This window comes from Staphylococcus sp. IVB6214 (assembly GCF_025558585.1).
Classification (GTDB): domain Bacteria; phylum Bacillota; class Bacilli; order Staphylococcales; family Staphylococcaceae; genus Staphylococcus.
Genome location: NZ_CP094723.1, coordinates 392,772 through 410,334, shown reverse-complemented (window position 1 = coordinate 410,334; position 17,563 = coordinate 392,772). Strand labels below are relative to the sequence as shown.

Genomic DNA, 17,563 nt, shown 5'->3' with positions numbered 1-17,563 from the left:
ATAAGTTACTTAAACGCACCACACATCTCGTTATTAAGATGCTTTTGATGTCTCTTCCTTATTTGATTCACCTGTCGATGTGTCTTCTTTGTTTTGAGTCTCATCGGTTTTCGTATCTTTTGATTTGTGATCACTCGTTGACTGATTGATCTTCTCTTCTGCTTCTTTTATCTTATCATCTAACTTATCACTCTGATTTTTTAGCTTTTTATTTTCTTCTTTTAATATTTTTTGTTCTTTTTCTAATGACTGGATTTCATCTTGCAACTTGGCTTTTTCACTGTTGCCACACCCTGTTAAAAGGAATGTTGCTGTAAGCATGATGACACCTATTTTTTTCATTTTCGTCTCTCTCCAATTTTGAATCGCTACGTTTCTATTTTAGCATGTATGAGGGTTCTTCGCATGTGTTACACAATATTTCATAACGATTAAAATATCGAACGTTAATTGATTTATAATCGCAAAGTCGTCATAATAGAGCATAGTAAAATATGCAATGAATACTGAGGAGGTGCGACATGAAAACAACAAATGAACTGATGAAAGAAAACAATGTAAAGGCATTGCGCTTGAATAACACAGATCGTCAAATCTTTGAAAGCTATATGACCTATGTCCGTGCCGATATGCGTGTCAACGCTTATGACTCTGAAAAAGTATTGCAACAAATTCTAGCGCACCTACTCAAAGCTGAAAATAAAGGCATGCATGCGATGGATTTCTTCAATCATGACCCTAAACATCATGCGAACGAAACAATCAAAGCATTGCCCAATCATACATTTATAAATATTTGTCACTACATCTATCAACATATTGTCTTTTTACTAGGCTTATTTTGTTTTTTAAAAGGGTTTCTTGGTTTCTTTATTAATGACCCACGTATCTTTATCTATACATTTCCATTAACGCTCATCAGTGGCTTATTTGTCAGCTTTTTGTTTGTTTGGTCTTGTTTTAAAATGGTACAACTTCAAGCCTTTCACTATTCCCGATTGGCATGGCTCATAGGCTATATCGTACTGATTTGTCTTTTTATATTAATGTTCGAAATCTTCTTCTTTCCGCAGCAACTCTTTCAATTCGGACCTTATATACTCGTCAATAATTGGACCTTTGTTTTGATTTCTTTTGTTATTTTGCCAATCGGACTATATCTCAATGGCAAACAACAAACTAATCATCGTGCATCATGGCGTTAAAAAGAAACTAAGACGCATACTGGGAGACCAATATACGGTGTCCCAATGTTGTGATGTCAGTGTTCGAGAAGCAGGGCTTTCGGCAGAACGTCGCAGATCTACAAAATCAAAAAGCGATTTTGCTCACCGCTTGGGTTCTGCTCAATCCCTAAACGCTTCTTTCACAACCTCGTTTGATGTCAGTGTTCGAGAAGCAGGGCTTTCGGTAGAACGTCGCAGATCTACAAAATCAAAAAGCGATTTTGCTCACCGCTTGGGTTCTGCTCAATCCCTAAACGCTTCTTTCACAACCTCGTTTGATGTCAGTGTTCAAAGTACAGAATTTGCGACAGAACTTCGTGGCTCTACAAAATCAAAAAGCGATTTTGCTCACCGCTTGGGTTCTGCTCAATCCCTAAACGCTTCTCTCACAACCTCGTTTTGTCAAATTTTATATAACTAATGCATCGATAAAGAACCAAACAATCATGAATGTCATAATGAATGCTTGTACGATAGAACTTGTAAAAATGGCAGCAATCGTTCCGACACTTGCACGCATAGCCATCTGCACATTAACACCTTGCAATAACTCCACGACTAAAACAGCAATAAATGGCACGATAAGAATACCGAATGGCGGGAAGACAAAAGCGCCAACGATGACTGCGATAATCGCTGTACGCTCTGCGGTTTTTGAACCGCCAAAGCGATTTACAAAATAGCGACTGAGTAGTAAATCTGAGATAAAGATAAACAGCGTCCAAACAATCGCTGACCCCCAAAACCACCATGATAAGCTGTCGCTATTGATTCCCCAATGATAGATGAAGAATCCAATCCATAATAACAATACACCTGGAATAATCGGTTTGATCAAGCTAATAAATCCGAGTGCAAAAGCAGATAGAATCAATAACCATAACGCAACTTGTAAAGTATCCATTTGTCTCTCCTTCCATCATCTACACGGTTGTACGTGATGTTACTTCTTTTTTTGTAAATAAAATTAATATAAATCCACAAGTAAGTGAAAAAGCTGAAACATAAAAAACATTACCTAAACCGACCCAGTTACTCATCGCACCACCGAGTAAATTACCGAGCAGTTGACCGATGACCATTGCATTTGCAAAGAGTGTTGAAGCATAACCCGGGAAATGAGGCAAAATATCTTGGAAGTAACTAATCCCTATTCCTAATAACACCGCTAAAAATGCAGCTAATAGCACTTGTCCGACTAACATCATATGGACACTCTCAAAAAGACCAATGCTACCAAAGAAAGCACTTCCGCATACAGCTGCAATAGCGAGTAGTGTTCTCGTTGCTACTCTACTCGCAACAATTCCTAAAATAATCATAAATGGTACTTCTAGTCCTGCACATAAACTTGCCAAATGTCCAACATACTTTTCATCTTCGTGTAAATAGTTGGTCACGTATAATGGCATATTCAATGTATACATCCACTGTCCGATATGTAACAAGATAAATGCGAGAAATGGCACAATTAAGTATGTGTGTGTAAGCATTGATGGTGCATTTTGTTCCGTATGTGCTTGGTTGCTGACAGGTTTTGCTGCTTTAATATCTTTGAAGAAGAATAATTGTAAGACGAGTGTCGTTAAGATAATCGCAACGGTCCCACCAAATAAACCGTTATAACCCATTGACTGATTCAAAATATTCCCTACTAATGGGCCGAATAGAAAGCCGAATGAGAACATCGAACGCAGTACAGAATTGGCAAAGATGGCGCGACTACTTGATGTTGACTGATTAATAGACTCACGTGCTGAAGCATACAACTGAGGCATTGCAGGTGCAAAAAGACCTTGAAAAATAGCGTATAAAACAATGAATAAAATAATATTGTCTACAAAAAATGGTAATGAAAAGCTGATTGCCCCCATTAAAAGTGCGACAACAATAATAGCTTTTCGATTGATCGCATGGGTATCTGAAAAACGCGCAACAATAGTATTCATCGTAAATTGACTGATTGCTGCTAACGCAAGTAAAAGACCGAATTGATTCGTCGTCATACCGAGTTGATTCGTTGCAAATAACACAAAGAATGGAACAGTTACTGCAATCCCCATACCAATCAGCATCATATTTACAACAAATAATTTATAGTTCTTTATCGTTAATAGTTCACGAAACATAATTTTCTCCTTTTCTAATGTATCTAACGCAACAAAATAAGTGCGTTTAGGCCTTTCTTAAATTCACATAAGCAATCCGGGCTGCTCAGTGTATCTGTTAGCCTTAACACGCACCTATTATTATAATGGATGTCATCATTTATCCATCAACCGTCTGAGATAATATATTCACTTCTTTAATGTATGTCTTCAATACATTAATAAATGCACTGACTTGAGGGAGCTGCATCATACTCATATCATAACTCAAATAGGTTGCTCGTACGAGAGGGCGCTCCTCAATATCAACCTTAATCTTCGTAAATTGCGCATCATCCAAATCTTTTGTCATAATTTCTGGCAGGATTGTCACACCGACACCACTTAATAATAACGCTTTACATGTCGCCACTTGATCAACTTTAATTCGCGCATGATAATCTTGTGACATATGTTGATAATACCAAGACTTAATTTGATTAATATATACCGGGTCTGCTTGGAACTCTATAAACGGTAATTTATGTAATTCTGCCGTTCTGTTCGTTGGATATATAAAGTAATGTTGATCGTCCATCAAATGGTCATTATGCTTATTTAACAACTGGTTGCCACGAACAATCATAATGTGGTAATCATTGTACTGCTGCTTGATTTCATCACTTGACCCTACATGAAGCTTTACTTCGACATTCGGGTATTCTGATGTATATTGACTTAATACTTCTGGTAACAATGTTTGTCCGACAAGCGATGAGCAGCCGATGGATAAGCTCCCGTTAATTGCACCGATATGTGCTTTAATCTTATCTTTAAATAAATGTTCTTGATTGAGCATTTCTTTGGCATGTGCAATGACCATTGCACCTTCAGTTGTTGTAATAAGTTGTTTTTTTGTACGGATAAAAATCTCAACACCAAAATAACGCTCAATTGATTTTAAGCGTTGTGTCACAGCAGGTTGTGAGATATAGAGTTGCTCAGCTGCCTTACGCAACGTTCTTGTTTCATCCAATGTGATGAGCAAACGATAATCATCCATCTTCATCACGGTTCCTCCTCTACAAGTTCGCATTGTGTGATGATCTAGTTCAATCAAGGAACACAGCCTTGTCCCTTCCGATTGTACATCTTACTTATTAACAGTCAATATCTGCCTGAGCGTTCATGTTTCAGGTGTTTATGACGGATTTTATTGAAACAATACATTGCTTTTTCATGTATACTTTGAAAATCTTCATCAATTTGAATCATGAGCTGATGTGCAATAATATATGCTTCATGATACTGTTTTCGTGTAATCTTCTTCGCACGCAATGCACGCTCTAAGTCTTCTTGGTCGACCAGTTCATATCGACCATCAGGAAGCACAAGCACATCTAAATACAGATCAACTGTACGTACCTTCCCTTTTTGCGTAATATTTTTCAAATTGATATCAAAATAATATTGTAATGGTTGCCCATCTTCATTAAACATCACCGTCAAGCTGTAACGCTTTTTTTCCGGCACAATTTGTAACCATTGGTATTGTTCATCGGCAACAACCATCTTCTTCCCTATAACTGTTACTTCTAATGGCTCTCTCACTTTGTTAATCGTAATCAAGCCGATAATCCCCTTAAATTTATTATTGTTCACTTTTACTTCTATATAATCACGGTCTAAGAGGCGACGCCAGTGACGTTTATCGATATATTTTACTTTCACAGCAACCCTCCTCCTTTCGTTTATTATATAAAATTAATAGTTCTCTGTCACTCGTTCAGTTACACAGAGATAGAACGGCTAACCCTTTGAACACTAAAAATCGGCTCAAAGAGACACCCTATTCCTACCGACATCATGCAGTAGAAAAGGGTGTGCTTATATCATCTATTATTCAATTGATTGCTTCGCATATCGGAGAATCACCGCTTCATGTTCGGGATATTTTTGTAACAATTCTTGTTGTGTGTATAACTTAAACGTATCGAATTGAAAGGCTGGTTGAACCATACAGCCTACCACGGCAAAGGCTTGTGGTGTTTCAATCGACGAAGCGAATATTGTATTTTTTGGTACAACATATTGCAACACATCACCTTGATCTACATTCGGCCCAACTTTCACTGTTTCATACGTATGATCCGGATGAATCATATGAAGCGTCAAAGTTGCGCCTGCATGATAGTACCAAATTTCATCTGCATCGATTTGATGGAAATGAGAGATGTTCGTATCCTCTAATAAAAAGTATATACTCGAATAATTAGGGCGACCGTCCACAGCATCTGAACTCAGAATTGTTTGACGGTAATAACCACCTTCAGGATGTGGTGTTAATGATAAATGCTGAATCCAATCTTTAGCCTGCATACGTTGTCCTCCACACATTATAATGAAACGTTATGGAAAATGTGCTGTACATCTTCAAGGTCTTCCAACACGTCAACAAGCTTTTCAAAAGTTGCTAAATCATCACCTGATAATTCAACTTCTGATTGTGGTAACATTTCTAATTCTGCCACTTCGAAGTCTTGAACACCTAGGTCACGTAACGCTTGTTGTACAGATGCAAATTGATCTGGCTCTGCATAGACAATTGTGAGTCCGCCTTCTTCAATGACATCACGCACATCGATATCTTGCTCCATCAACTGTTCTAATACTGTATCTGCATCATAACCTTCAAATGCAAACGTTGCAGTGTGATCGAACATATATGCAACTGAGCCAGAAACACCCATGTTGCCGCCGTTTTTACCAAATGCCGCACGCACATCAGATGCTGTACGGTTTACGTTATTTGTTAAGGCGTCGACAATTAACATTGAGCCGCTTGGACCAAAGCCTTCATAGCGTAATGCATCAAAATTTTCATCGCCGCCACCTTTTGCTTTGTCAATCGCTCTATCAATGATATGGTTCGGTACAGAATATGTTTTCGCACGCTCTAAAACAAGCTTCAACGCTTGGTTAGATTCTGGATCTGGTTCACCAGACTTCGCCGCTACATAGATTTCTTTACCAAATTTCGCGTAGATACGGCTTGTATTTTTATCCTTTTGTGCTTTTTTCTCCTTAATGTTATTCCATTTACGTCCCATTCTTCCATCTCGCTTTCAATTGCTTTTTAGATTACCCTTTATTATACATGGTATTTTTATCTGAAAGCAACATGTGTCAATCATCATGTGCAACGAATAATTGATCACGCACGTTTTCAGCTTCTTCCGCACTGCTTGCACCGTAGATTAATAACCGTCCATCTTGATATAATGTCATATCGTAGTCATCTTTCATCAATCTTTTCACATATTGATTGGCAATGCCGACTGTAATATTTGAATGAAGTGTGGCGTCAAAAGCTTCTTGTGGCAATCGTATCTGAAACACACCGCCACATAACTCACGTATGTGATCAACATCATCATATGATAAGCGTCGATATTGTCCTTGCCCACAAACTGTACATTCAGATTCTTTCAATGCAGTAACATCAACCGTTCTCATCTTTAGTGTGTGTATATCTATCGTTGTCATCTTGCTCGTAAAATGACCGTGCATCAGATAGCGAAACACTTCTGCAACAATTAAGCTACAAGCCATATGAACAGCAGGAGGTAACACACCGTTGATTTCACAGCGTTCCATTGTTTTCGGTACTTCTGGTAAAATACAATGCAAACAAGGCCCTTCACCGTGAATAGGTAGAACACTGACTTGACTTCCTACAACCGCACCATAAATATAAGGAATCTGTAACTTCCGTGTTGCTTCATTCAACAAAAAACGCATTTCAAATGTATCCATACCATCTAAGACTATGTCTGGTTTGACCTGTTCGAGTATGTTTATAATATTTTGCGCTGTCACTTCTTCATTATATGTCGTTATTTTCACATCAGGATTAATAGCTATGAGATGCTGTTGTAAAGCAATGACCTTAGGTAGCATTGACTCTGCATCAGCCGTCACATAACAACTTTGACGATGCAGATTAGACATAGTCACAATATCTTTGTCGACAAGTGTGATATGCCCCACACCGCTTCGTACGAGTTGTTCTGCAACACCACTCCTAATGCACCAACACCCATAACAATCACGCGAAGGTTTCGAAGTTTTTGTTGCCCTTGCTGACCAAAATGTGCATATTTTATCTGTCTATCATAGCGTTCCATTACAAAAAGCCAAGTCCTTCTGATGGACTGGATTGTACGGCATTATATTTGATTGGAATACGTCCTGCTTCATAACTTAAACGCCCTGCTTCGATACCCTTCTTCATCGCTTCGGCCATTTTGACAGGATCTTTTGCACGTGAAACTGCAGAGTTCAGCAAAATTGCATCTGCACCGAGCTCCATTGCTTCAGCACAATCTTTTGCTGAGCCGATACCTGCATCAACAATTACTGGTACTTTACTTTTTTCAATAATATAACGTAAATTTAGCGGATTACTAATGCCTCTTCCTGTACCAATGGGTGACGCAAGTGGCATAATTGCATGAACTCCGAGTGCTTCTAAACGCTGCGCTAAAACAACATCATCCGAAATGTAAGGACACACAGTGTATCCCTTTTCCAATAAGATTTCACATGCTTTATACGTTTCAAAAGGATCAGGTAATAGTGTGTCATCATCACCGATTACTTCTACTTTGATCATATCGCACACACCTGCTTCATGTGCCAATTCAGCAATACGTACTGCTTCTTCCGCAGTTTTGGCTCCTGCTGTATTTGGGAAAGTTACAAACTGTTCTAAATCTACATTCGCAAGTGGATTCGGTAAATCACGATCGTATAAGTGCATGCGTCGTACGGCAAATGTTAATACTTCTGTTTCAGATGCTGCAATCGCTGCACTTTGAACTTGCTCATTATCAAACTTTCCTGTTCCCAAAAATAATCTTGAATGAAATGTTAAATCTCCAATGTTAAACATATTATCCGCCTCCTACAAATTCTAATAACTCTAATCGATCATCAGGGCGCAAATAGGTAGATGCCCATTCTGAACGCTTCACAACTGTTTCATTATGCTCAACCGCCATTCGTTTTGCTTCAATTCCAAAATGATTCAATACATCTTGAATCGTTGTATCTGACTGAAATTGCTGACGCTCCCCATTTACTTGTATCTCAATCATGTCATTCCTCCTTATTCATTCTCCATTTTTGTACCATCTCATCAAATACTTTTATCGGTGTATCAAAGACACTGCGAATACATGCAATACCGATGAACTTTGGGTCAACACGCATGACAGTGTTCTGATCAATACCCCCAATCGCAATGAGCGGTAAATGCTCTGATAACGCTGCACACACCTCTGTACTTGTACGCGGTGGTGTTCCCTCTTTTGATGCTGAAGGGAAAATATGTCCAAATAGACCGAAATCTAATCGATGATTGTGTGCCTTGATAATTGATTCAACACAATGCACAGACATGCTTACACTGTATGAAGGGTGTGTGGATTTCAAGTCAAACGCCTGTTCATCACCTTCTCTGAAATGTAAACGTTGAATTCCCATATCCTTTGCTAATGTAATGTCTGTATGTATAATGACCTTTGACTTAGGGAATCCTTCTCGCAACAGAACATGGAGCCATTCAATGAGACGCTGTTGTCTCATCGGTGTTCGCAAAAGGACACCGTCAATATGTGGCTCTATCAAATTCAGACGTTGAATATGTTGCTCAGTTAACAATTCATAAGGTGTCACTGCAATAATCATGTAACCCCCCTTTCCAAACACCACTTGAGATAAAAATAAAAAGCTACTCTTCTACACACTGCAGAAAAGTAGCTTCACATTTTATACGTAAGCAAAACCACTTTCCTACGCCAGTACTAACTGGATCAGGTTCAGGAATTTTGAAATACGTTTCAATCTCAGCCAACGGTTCATATGGCACTTCCAGTGGATATTTAACCATTTAATTGTTCTCTAGTATCATCATATTAAAAACTGACCATCGAATCAAATCTTTATGATCTTTTTACTTTTTGGGCTAAGTTTAATGCGTGGCGAATGATGCGGAATAAGTTTAGAAATAAATTAAACCCCATCTCTCTTGGCGCAAAGGCACCCCGCTTCAATCGGTTAAAATCATATAACGTGTAAAGTAAGAACAGACCTAACCCAACAACTGAAATAACTGTATAAAGCATAGGGATATGAACAAACCAGCCAACAATACTCATACAGATTAGCGCGATAAGTGTCACAAATAAATATTTCCCCATACTTGATGCGTCACGAATAACAAAAAAGCCAACGACACCAAACACGACAAACCCTGTAATTGCTAATAACACAATCATGAAAAAGGTGTGTGCACCTAGATTTGCAAATGAATACATGAATGTTGCATAAGATAATAATCCTGCAACGATAGTGTAAATATGTGAAATGATTGGACCACTAAAACGCGCACGTTGCACGACCATCGTAATAAGAATGAGCATCGCTAACCCGATAGACATTGGTTGACGCCATTCCGCTGGTAAATACTGACCAAAATATACCGAAATACCAAATATTAACCAATAATACATAAAGAATAACCATACTTGTCCATATCGTTTATAGTCTGATGACTGTTGTTCTGTACTTGAACTCATAAAAATCTCCTTTATATTTCATCTTTCTTGTTGATTGTAACATTTACTTTAACATACGTATGTCACATCTCACAGTACTTTACCCTAAATCACATTGAGTACAACATGTTAAATTCATTACAGATTCGTAACATTCCACAAATTTAAAATAATCTTTGATATTATGTAAAAGATAACATTTCGAAACAATCAACGATAAAGTTTTAATACATAAGGAGGCAACACTTTGAAAAAATTCGCATTCGCACTGACAGTGACTTCTGGGGCTGCCGCAGTGCTTACTCATCAAGATGCACAAGCATCAACACAACACGCCGTACAGTCAGGTGACTCTTTATGGACAGTTGCCGAACAATACGGCACAACAGTAGATGCCATTAAACAAGCAAATGGTCTTTCTAACAACATGATTTTCCCTGGTCAAACATTGACAATTGGTGGTAGTGCGAGCAATGAGACAGCACAGTCTAATGCTCAAACACAAAATACAACATCATACAATGTAACGACGACTCAAACTTCAGGCAACGGTCACAAAGTGGTTGCAGGTGAATCATTAGATATCATCGCAGCACAATACGGCGTTACCGTTCAAGACTTAATGAACGCTAATGGGATGAGCAGTTATCTTATCCACCCTAATCAGACATTACAAATTCCAGGACAATCTGGCGCTGTATCAACATCAAATGTCAATACAGCTGCTGCAGGAGGTAATGGTGTTCAAACAGTACAAACAAGTACACAAACACAAACACCCTCTGTGAACCAAAGTAATCTTTACACTTGGGGACAATGTACATGGCATGTATTCAATCGTCGTTCTGAAACAGGTCAACCGATTAGTACATATTGGTGGAACGCAAGCAACTGGGCAAGTGCTGCATCTTCTGACGGATACACTGTCAACAATGCGCCACAAGTAGGTGCCATTATGCAGACGACAGAAGGTCCTATGGGGCATGTTGCATATGTTGAACGTGTCAACCCAGACGGTAGTATTTTAGTATCAGAGATGAACTACAATACTTCACCAGGACAAGTAGGATACCGTACAATTCCAGGTTCATTAACAAGTAGCTACAACTATATTCATTAATACAACTCATAACTAAAGCAAAAAGGATTGCGTACACGCTTTGTGTACGCAATCCTTTTGTATTAGAAAAATAAATTTAAAACAATATAAATTAACGCTGCAAGTAAAGCAGATATTGGTAATGTAATAAACCATGTTACGATCATACGTTTTGCAGTATTCCAATGCACACCTTTAATACGGTTGGCAGAACCTACACCTAGGATAGAAGATGATACCACATGTGTTGTAGAAAGTGGGAAGTGCAATGATGATGCAACGAAGATCGTTAAAGCAGATGATAAGTCAGCTGCTGCACCATTTGCTGGACGGATTTTCATAATATTACCCCCCACTGTTTTGATGATTTTCCAACCACCGACTGCTGTACCAAGACCCATTGCCGCCGCACAGGATACTTTTACCCATAATGCAGGTTCAACACTTGTTTGCATGCCCGCAACGATTAACGCCATTGTAATGATACCCATTGATTTCTGTGCATCATTTGTACCGTGTGAGAATGATTGCAATGCTGCTGTAAAAATTTGAAAAACACGGAAGTTACGATTTGTACGTGCGAGATTCGCATTTTTAAAAACAATCTTCACAATTGAATACATTGTAAAACCGACAGCAAACGCAATTAAAGGTGACAGAATTAATACAAGGACAATTTTAGTAAAACCTTGTAAATGTAAGACACTAATTGAGCCGGCTGATGCAATGGCTGCACCGGCTATCGCACCAATTAATGCATGTGATGATGAACTCGGAATACCGTAGTACCAAGTGACTAAGTTCCAGATAATCGCTGCTAAAATGGCCGCAAGTACGACAACTAATCCATTATCAAGATGGAATGGATTGACAATCTCTTTCGTAATCGTTGACGCAACACCTGTGAAAGTCAACGCACCGATAAAGTTCATAATCGCCGCTAAAAAGATCGCGTGTCGTGGTGACAATGCACGTGTTGAAACAGCCGTAGCAACTGCATTCGCTGTGTCATGAAATCCATTGATAAAGTCAAAAACCAACGAAAATATAACGATCGCAATCGTTACAAATATCAAATACTCCATAAGTGAGGACTCCTTAGCTATTTTTCATGATAATTGTTTCAAAGTTGTTTGCGACTGTTTGACAACGGTCAGCAATATTCTCCAAGCTCTCATAGATATCTTTGATTTTGACCAAAGTAATCGGATCTATCTCACTATTGAAGATATGTTTAATTGATTGACGCAAAATACCATCACAATTCGTTTCATATTCTTTAATATTAATAGAATGTACACGCATGTGTGATAATTTCTTTTCAGTTAATAATCCAATGGCTAACTTCATCTCACCAATGGCTTTTTGGATATTTTCTACAAATTCTAACATGTATTCATCTGAATATTCGATAGAGTACATTTCAAACATGGCAGACGTTTCTTCCATCGCATCTAACACATCATCAATCGCATTACATAGTGCCATGATATCCTCACGTTCGATTGGTGTAATAAATGTTTGGTTCAAGTCTGTAATTACTTGATGCATCAAATCATCACCGTGCGATTCATACGTCTTAATATTTTCAGCATAAGTTCTTAAATCAAGGTGCGTCTTAAAGTCCATCTTCCCGAACTCTACTGCCGCTCGATCTAGGTTGAAGATCATATCTTCCAATCGCTCCATGAACTTATCCTTTTTTTTCTTAATCATGTTAAATCCTCCGTTCAGCAAGTCGGGCAATCACTCTCATTGTGATGATCGTTACCAAGTTGCCGTTTATTTATTCAAATGACTAAAAGCCACTTGTTTTCATTCAGATTTTTTACCTATATTTGAAAATATCACATATTACGTCAGCCGACAATCGAATTTACAAAACCTTAACATTTTATTTACTTATATAACAAAAAGTCAAAATAAATAAGACTAGGAAATATGCACCTCCCAGTCTTATTGTTACAAAATACTGATAATCTATTGTTCCATTGGCTAAATTGTGAATTTAATCGTTCTTTTAGCATGTATAAAGGCAATCAATGCAAACACTGCATAAATACCAGAATAAATGGCCATCATAATATATGCAGGTACCAAGTTCGGGCTGTCCATTAAGACATTAAAAGCTTTAGCAGCAAAGTATGCATGACATAATCCGACAATAAGCGGTAAGCCAAAGTTAAAGAATGTTTTAAGTGCCAGACCTTTCGTCATATCTTGATGTGTGTAACCGATTTTACGTAAGATTTGATAGTTCTGCATCTCATCGTCCGTCTCATCCATTTGCTTAATGTAAATGATACAGCCAGCTGCTATAAGGAAAACAATACCTAAGAAACTACTCACAAAAATAAACATACCTGCAAACGCTAAAGACTCTTTCTCAATAGCAGAACGCGGTGATGGATTTGTTTTATTGAACTGCCCATTCAATTCATTCGCCAAATGCTTAGCCTTATCTTGTTTTAATTCAAAACCTATTTGCAAACGTTTTGGCATTTCTTTGTTATTTGCATTCGCTGGCTCAAGTTCTTTATACGTTGCATCATCTACAACGGCAACAGGCGAACCAAACAGTAAGTCGTTAGCAATATAGTTCTGACTTGTCATCTTATCCACTTTTAATGTCTTTTGGTGATTCTCTTTACCTAAGATGACTTGATTCCCTTCTTCAACCTTTACAGCCTTTTGCGTAATTGAAAACATATTGACAAATTGCACTTCTCCTGCCGCAACATCAATTTCTTCTAGTTCTGAATCACGCATAAGAGGTGTCACATCAAAGTATTCACCTAATTTATGTTTTTTCCCTTTAATAGGCATTTCAATAAGGTGTTGTGTATATTTCTTGTATGGAATGTTTTTCTCTTTCAAAGCATCTTCAAATTTCTCTGCTGAATTTGTATCAAAATATGTGTATTCATAAGGTGATGTTAGATTTACATTTTTTTGCACACTTGATTGACCTAATGCTGCAAATGATAGAATGGTAATTGTAATTGCTGAAATAATCCCAATCAGTGTTAACGAAAAGGCATTTTTCTTCATACGATGCATAATAGATGATGTGAACACGACATCTGTTACTGTCACATTTCCTTTTTTGAATTTCTTCAATGTTTTAAAGACAAGCGACACAAAACTTCTAAAGAAAAAGTAGGCACCAAATACTGTTAAGAATAAAATGACAAGTGCCACAAAAAAGACCGCACCTATTAAGTATTTCGATTCAAACATAACTGTTGATAAATAATAACCTGATCCAATCATCCCTATACCAAGTATACCGAAAATAACTTCCCACAATGTGATGCGGAATGTCGTTGCTTCTGATTTTTGTACATCACTCATTAACTGGACGATAGAACGGCGTCTAATAAAGGTGAAGCTTTGAACCATAATTAACAACCATGCGCTTATCACAAGCACTAATGTTGCAACAACCGCTTCAGATTGAATCCCCATTTTAATATCGATGGGTATGTGAATAAATTTTTTAACAATAAGTTGAAGTAAACGAGAACCAAAAATACCGATGATGATACTGACAAAGGTTGTTGAGACAAAAATAGCCAGTTGCTCAATACCCAACATACGCATGAGATCTTTACGAGAAAGACCAATCAATTGGAATAGGGCAAAACTTTTTGCACGCTTTTTAATAAACAAACGATTGGCGTACATTAAAAAGAAAAGAATAATGATAAATAAGAACTTGTCACCAATACTTGCTGCTTTCGCTAACATCTCTGTACCATCTGATTCCGTCACTTCGTCTGTATATTTTAACGTTACAAAACTAAAATACATACTAATGCTTATGATTATGGAGATAAGGTATATGGCATAATGTCTAAGATTTTGTGCTAAGTTTTTAAAAATAATTTGATTAAAGCTCATAAGTGACACCACCTAATACACTTTGATTGTGAATAATTTCTTGATAAAAGTGTGCGGTTGTCTTATCTCCTTGAAAGAGTTCCGTATGGATTTGACCGTCTTTCAACATAATGACACGATCTGAATAGCTTGCTGCGACAGGATCATGCGTAACCATCACAATCGTTGTTCCCATATCACGATTGATTTGTTCAAGACGAACTAACAAGTCTTGTGCACTCTTTGAATCGAGTGCTCCCGTCGGCTCATCAGCAAAGATAATGGCTGGTTTTCCGATGAGTGCACGTGCAGCTGCTGTTCTTTGTTTTTGTCCACCTGATATTTCATTCGGATACTTATTACCCATTTCTTGAATTCCCAATGCTGCTGTAACCTCTTCATAACGACGTTCTTTTTCAGAGCGACTCAGATTCATAATTGAAAGTGGCAACATAATGTTTTCACGAACTGTTAATGTATATAGCACATTATAATCTTGAAAAATAAACCCTACTTCTTGCTTGCGGAAGTTTGATAATTGTTTATTCGACATACGTGTAATATCTTGACCATTTACTTCAATCTGGCCATTTGTTACATAATCGATGGAACTGAGTACATTAAGTAAGGTCGTCTTACCTGACCCTGAAGGCCCCATAATTGATACAAAGCCACCACGCTTCACCTCGAGATTAATATCTTTCAACACTTCAAATGATTGATGATGATTTCCATATACTTTTGTCACATGTTTGGCATTTAAAATAGACATGTGGCTTCACTTCCTTTTCGTATTTGTTACATTTATCATACCGGTTCCCACTGTTTATTGCGTTTGAATCATATAACAAAACGCACGGCTCATGTGACAATTTTGTCACTTCGACATGCGTTGTGTGTGTTGATTCTGTTTAGAAAAGAATAATGTCACAGTTGTCCCCTGACCAACTTCTGATTGTACATCAATTGTTAGTCCCAATGCCTCTTTGACACTATCTACAAGATACAATCCCATACCGGAAGCATTTTCTGATTCAGGTACATCTCCTGTAAATCCACGTGAAAAAATTCTCGGTAAGTCATGAGATGGAATACCACATCCTTGATCTTCTATCGTCAGTGAAACATGTGCATCATCTATAACGCCACGAATAACAATATCCCCTGACATCGTGTATTTGACCGCATTAGAAATAATTTGGCGTATCACCATTTTAAACCAACGTTTATCCGTATAAACTTCGATCTCAGGTGCTACGTCTATTTCAAATCCAATGCCTTTACGCATACTAATATGTCTTGTTTCTCGTACTTCATCAACAACTAATTGTCGCAATGAAGCGACTTCAAAAAACATATCATGTGCTTTGTGATTGAGTCGTGATAAAAACAGCTGCTGATCTAACATATACGCAATGCGAGACCATTCATACATTAATTGTTGACGTCTTTTGAAGTCCGGTTCCTGTTCAATGAGTAACTTCAATGCAGTCACAGGCGTTTTAATATCATGTACAAACTCTGTCATAGATTGTTCATTCACATTTAGCCAATGCCGTTGTGTTTCTAAGGTATGTTGCTGTATCTTCAAGTTATTTTCTAAGTAATCCATGACTACTTTTTCAAATGGACTTTCTGCATAATCACGATGTCGTATTTCACGAATACTCACGCCTTCATGCAACTTTTCATAGAATTTTATCTCTTTAATATATGTAAAAATCAAATAAAAAATGCCCACGATCACATGTAAGCCGAAAACAAACAAGACACTTTCTATTGACATACGTTCATCTAGATAGCTAGCACTGATTAATATCATATCTAATAAAATGAGTAGCCATATCCACACATGACGTTCACGCAACCAAATCGTTATCCATTTAAAGTGTTTCATGTGCCATGTAGCCCTTTCCTACTTTTGTTTCAATGGCTTGTTGCATATTAAATGCACGTAACTTTTTACGTAGACGATTGATATTCACAGTCAGCGTATTGTCACTTACAAAGGACTCATCTTCCCATAATGCTGTCATCAGCTCATCACGTGATACAATTTGATTCTTTTTAGACAACAAGACATCCAAAATTAACATTTCTGTTTTAGACAGTGTGATACATTGATCATTATATTCAATACAATCTCTCGTTAGGTCAACAACACACTCTTGCCACATCACTGTCCGTTTCGCTTCTTGATTGTATTGGTACACTCGTCGATAGATTGCTTGCAACTTCGCAACAAGTACAGGCATATGAAATGGTTTTTGCATGTAATCATCCGCTCCCAACTCCATACTCATCACCTGATCCATCGGGTTATCTCTCGATGATAGAAAAACAATCGGAACATTGGATTGATTTCTAATTCGTCTCGTCCAGTAAAAACCATCATATTTCGGCAATGTCACATCCATAATTACAATTTGTGGTGCAACATCTATGAATGTTTGTAAAATACTGCTAAAATCTGTCACAGCAATCACTTCAAAGTCCCACTGTACAAGTGCTTCAGTAATTTGTTGACACAGTGTTTGATCATCTTCAACTAATAGAATCTTCATCAGATCCCCCCTAATCACATCTATCACATACATTAAATATAGCGTGTTTATCGACAAATGTCTTACAAAATTATGCGATACATCC

20 protein-coding genes, 1 pseudogene and 1 riboswitch are annotated in these 17,563 nt (G+C 37.6%); of the genes and pseudogenes, 3 read left to right on the top strand and 18 right to left on the bottom strand.

Annotated elements, in window-relative coordinates:
• Window positions 1-33 precede the first annotated feature (33 nt).
• Window positions 34-342: an SA0632 family lipoprotein gene (locus MUA51_RS01995; RefSeq protein WP_262560216.1), complete on the bottom strand. Its 309-nt coding sequence runs from the start codon at window positions 340-342 to the stop codon at window positions 34-36.
• Between the two features lie 179 nt (window positions 343-521).
• Here MUA51_RS01995 and MUA51_RS01990 point away from each other — a divergent pair, with 179 nt between their 5' ends.
• Window positions 522-1,205 (top strand): hypothetical protein, encoded by a 684-nt coding sequence (locus tag MUA51_RS01990; RefSeq protein WP_262560215.1) that lies wholly within the window; start codon window positions 522-524, stop codon window positions 1,203-1,205.
• Entirely contained in the window at window positions 1,165-1,647 is a 483-nt protein-coding gene (locus MUA51_RS01985) for a hypothetical protein (protein WP_262560213.1), read from the top strand. Before MUA51_RS01990 ends, MUA51_RS01985 begins: the two co-directional genes overlap by 41 nt.
• On the opposite strand, the gene MUA51_RS01980 is transcribed toward MUA51_RS01985, so the two are convergent.
• The 11 genes and pseudogenes from MUA51_RS01980 to MUA51_RS01930 form a co-directional block, all read right to left on the bottom strand.
• Window positions 1,636-2,130 (bottom strand): DUF456 domain-containing protein, encoded by a 495-nt coding sequence (locus MUA51_RS01980; protein ID WP_262560212.1) that lies wholly within the window; start codon window positions 2,128-2,130, stop codon window positions 1,636-1,638. The genes MUA51_RS01985 and MUA51_RS01980 overlap by 12 nt on opposite strands.
• A gap of 19 nt (window positions 2,131-2,149) precedes the next feature.
• Window positions 2,150-3,355, bottom strand: a complete 1,206-nt coding sequence (locus MUA51_RS01975; RefSeq protein ID WP_262560211.1) for a sugar efflux transporter — start codon at window positions 3,353-3,355, stop codon at window positions 2,150-2,152.
• Window positions 3,356-3,494: 139 nt separating this feature from the next.
• Window positions 3,495-4,382, bottom strand: a complete 888-nt coding sequence (locus tag MUA51_RS01970) for a LysR family transcriptional regulator (protein WP_262560210.1) — start codon at window positions 4,380-4,382, stop codon at window positions 3,495-3,497.
• A gap of 98 nt (window positions 4,383-4,480) precedes the next feature.
• Complete coding sequence (locus tag MUA51_RS01965; RefSeq protein ID WP_262560209.1) at window positions 4,481-5,044, bottom strand: ribonuclease FAU-1 family protein; 564 nt, start codon at window positions 5,042-5,044, stop codon at window positions 4,481-4,483.
• A 168-nt stretch (window positions 5,045-5,212) separates the two neighbouring features.
• Window positions 5,213-5,692 carry a cupin domain-containing protein gene (locus MUA51_RS01960; RefSeq protein WP_262560208.1) on the bottom strand — a complete coding sequence of 160 codons (480 nt, stop codon included), beginning with the start codon at window positions 5,690-5,692 and terminating at the stop codon, window positions 5,213-5,215.
• Between the two features lie 17 nt (window positions 5,693-5,709).
• Window positions 5,710-6,423 carry a YebC/PmpR family DNA-binding transcriptional regulator gene (locus tag MUA51_RS01955; protein ID WP_262560207.1) on the bottom strand — a complete coding sequence of 238 codons (714 nt, stop codon included), beginning with the start codon at window positions 6,421-6,423 and terminating at the stop codon, window positions 5,710-5,712.
• A gap of 76 nt (window positions 6,424-6,499) precedes the next feature.
• Window positions 6,500-7,500, bottom strand: a pseudogene (locus MUA51_RS01950) (ThiF family adenylyltransferase).
• Window positions 7,500-8,267: a thiazole synthase gene (locus MUA51_RS01945; RefSeq protein ID WP_262560206.1), complete on the bottom strand. Its 768-nt coding sequence runs from the start codon at window positions 8,265-8,267 to the stop codon at window positions 7,500-7,502. Before MUA51_RS01945 ends, MUA51_RS01950 begins: the two are co-directional and overlap by 1 nt.
• A gap of 1 nt (window position 8,268) precedes the next feature.
• On the bottom strand, window positions 8,269-8,472 hold the full coding sequence (thiS, locus tag MUA51_RS01940; RefSeq protein WP_262560205.1) for a sulfur carrier protein ThiS: 204 nt from the start codon (window positions 8,470-8,472) through the stop codon (window positions 8,269-8,271).
• A gap of 1 nt (window position 8,473) precedes the next feature.
• On the bottom strand, window positions 8,474-9,064 hold the full coding sequence (locus MUA51_RS01935) for a thiamine phosphate synthase (RefSeq protein WP_262560204.1): 591 nt from the start codon (window positions 9,062-9,064) through the stop codon (window positions 8,474-8,476).
• An 85-nt stretch (window positions 9,065-9,149) separates the two neighbouring features.
• Window positions 9,150-9,259: riboswitch (TPP riboswitch) on the bottom strand.
• Between the two features lie 59 nt (window positions 9,260-9,318).
• A complete protein-coding gene (locus MUA51_RS01930) occupies window positions 9,319-9,954 on the bottom strand; it encodes a Bax inhibitor-1/YccA family protein (protein WP_262560203.1) in 636 nt (211 codons plus the stop codon).
• A 226-nt stretch (window positions 9,955-10,180) separates the two neighbouring features.
• On the opposite strand from MUA51_RS01930, the gene MUA51_RS01925 reads away from it, so the two are divergent.
• Entirely contained in the window at window positions 10,181-11,053 is an 873-nt protein-coding gene (locus tag MUA51_RS01925) for a LysM peptidoglycan-binding domain-containing protein (RefSeq protein WP_262560202.1), read from the top strand.
• A gap of 62 nt (window positions 11,054-11,115) precedes the next feature.
• Here the strand turns inward: MUA51_RS01925 and MUA51_RS01920 are convergent, their stop codons facing one another.
• The 6 genes from MUA51_RS01920 to MUA51_RS01895 all read right to left on the bottom strand — a co-directional run bounded on the left by MUA51_RS01920 (window position 11,116) and on the right by MUA51_RS01895 (window position 17,478).
• Window positions 11,116-12,117, bottom strand: coding sequence for an inorganic phosphate transporter (locus MUA51_RS01920; RefSeq protein WP_262560201.1), 1,002 nt, complete (start codon window positions 12,115-12,117; stop codon window positions 11,116-11,118).
• A 13-nt stretch (window positions 12,118-12,130) separates the two neighbouring features.
• A complete protein-coding gene (locus MUA51_RS01915) occupies window positions 12,131-12,748 on the bottom strand; it encodes a DUF47 domain-containing protein (protein WP_262560200.1) in 618 nt (205 codons plus the stop codon).
• Between the two features lie 279 nt (window positions 12,749-13,027).
• Window positions 13,028-14,935: an ABC transporter permease gene (locus MUA51_RS01910; RefSeq protein ID WP_262560199.1), complete on the bottom strand. Its 1,908-nt coding sequence runs from the start codon at window positions 14,933-14,935 to the stop codon at window positions 13,028-13,030.
• On the bottom strand, window positions 14,925-15,686 hold the full coding sequence (locus MUA51_RS01905) for an ABC transporter ATP-binding protein (protein ID WP_262560198.1): 762 nt from the start codon (window positions 15,684-15,686) through the stop codon (window positions 14,925-14,927). Before MUA51_RS01905 ends, MUA51_RS01910 begins: the two co-directional genes overlap by 11 nt.
• A gap of 105 nt (window positions 15,687-15,791) precedes the next feature.
• Window positions 15,792-16,811, bottom strand: a complete 1,020-nt coding sequence (locus tag MUA51_RS01900) for a sensor histidine kinase (RefSeq protein ID WP_262560197.1) — start codon at window positions 16,809-16,811, stop codon at window positions 15,792-15,794.
• Window positions 16,798-17,478: a response regulator transcription factor gene (locus tag MUA51_RS01895; protein WP_262560196.1), complete on the bottom strand. Its 681-nt coding sequence runs from the start codon at window positions 17,476-17,478 to the stop codon at window positions 16,798-16,800. Before MUA51_RS01895 ends, MUA51_RS01900 begins: the two co-directional genes overlap by 14 nt.
• Between the last annotated feature and the right edge of the window lie 85 nt (window positions 17,479-17,563).

Bases quoted from the DNA above. Each gene is read 5' to 3' on its own strand.
- MUA51_RS01995 (WP_262560216.1), bottom strand. From the start codon at position 342: ATGAAAAAAATAGGTGTCATCATGCTTACAGCAACATTCCTTTTAACA.
- MUA51_RS01990 (WP_262560215.1), top strand. From the start codon at position 522: ATGAAAACAACAAATGAACTGATGAAAGAAAACAATGTAAAGGCATTG.
- MUA51_RS01985 (WP_262560213.1), top strand. From the start codon at position 1,165: ATGGCAAACAACAAACTAATCATCGTGCATCATGGCGTTAAAAAGAAA.
- MUA51_RS01980 (WP_262560212.1), bottom strand. From the start codon at position 2,130: ATGGATACTTTACAAGTTGCGTTATGGTTATTGATTCTATCTGCTTTT.
- MUA51_RS01975 (WP_262560211.1), bottom strand. From the start codon at position 3,355: ATGTTTCGTGAACTATTAACGATAAAGAACTATAAATTATTTGTTGTA.
- MUA51_RS01970 (WP_262560210.1), bottom strand. From the start codon at position 4,382: ATGAAGATGGATGATTATCGTTTGCTCATCACATTGGATGAAACAAGA.
- MUA51_RS01960 (WP_262560208.1), bottom strand. From the start codon at position 5,692: ATGCAGGCTAAAGATTGGATTCAGCATTTATCATTAACACCACATCCT.
- MUA51_RS01955 (WP_262560207.1), bottom strand. From the start codon at position 6,423: ATGGGACGTAAATGGAATAACATTAAGGAGAAAAAAGCACAAAAGGAT.
- MUA51_RS01945 (WP_262560206.1), bottom strand. From the start codon at position 8,267: ATGTTTAACATTGGAGATTTAACATTTCATTCAAGATTATTTTTGGGA.
- thiS (WP_262560205.1), bottom strand. From the start codon at position 8,472: ATGATTGAGATACAAGTAAATGGGGAGCGTCAGCAATTTCAGTCAGAT.
- MUA51_RS01935 (WP_262560204.1), bottom strand. From the start codon at position 9,064: ATGATTATTGCAGTGACACCTTATGAATTGTTAACTGAGCAACATATT.
- MUA51_RS01930 (WP_262560203.1), bottom strand. From the start codon at position 9,954: ATGAGTTCAAGTACAGAACAACAGTCATCAGACTATAAACGATATGGA.
- MUA51_RS01920 (WP_262560201.1), bottom strand. From the start codon at position 12,117: ATGGAGTATTTGATATTTGTAACGATTGCGATCGTTATATTTTCGTTG.
- MUA51_RS01915 (WP_262560200.1), bottom strand. From the start codon at position 12,748: ATGATTAAGAAAAAAAAGGATAAGTTCATGGAGCGATTGGAAGATATG.
- MUA51_RS01910 (WP_262560199.1), bottom strand. From the start codon at position 14,935: ATGAGCTTTAATCAAATTATTTTTAAAAACTTAGCACAAAATCTTAGA.
- MUA51_RS01905 (WP_262560198.1), bottom strand. From the start codon at position 15,686: ATGTCTATTTTAAATGCCAAACATGTGACAAAAGTATATGGAAATCAT.
- MUA51_RS01900 (WP_262560197.1), bottom strand. From the start codon at position 16,811: ATGAAACACTTTAAATGGATAACGATTTGGTTGCGTGAACGTCATGTG.
- MUA51_RS01895 (WP_262560196.1), bottom strand. From the start codon at position 17,478: ATGAAGATTCTATTAGTTGAAGATGATCAAACACTGTGTCAACAAATT.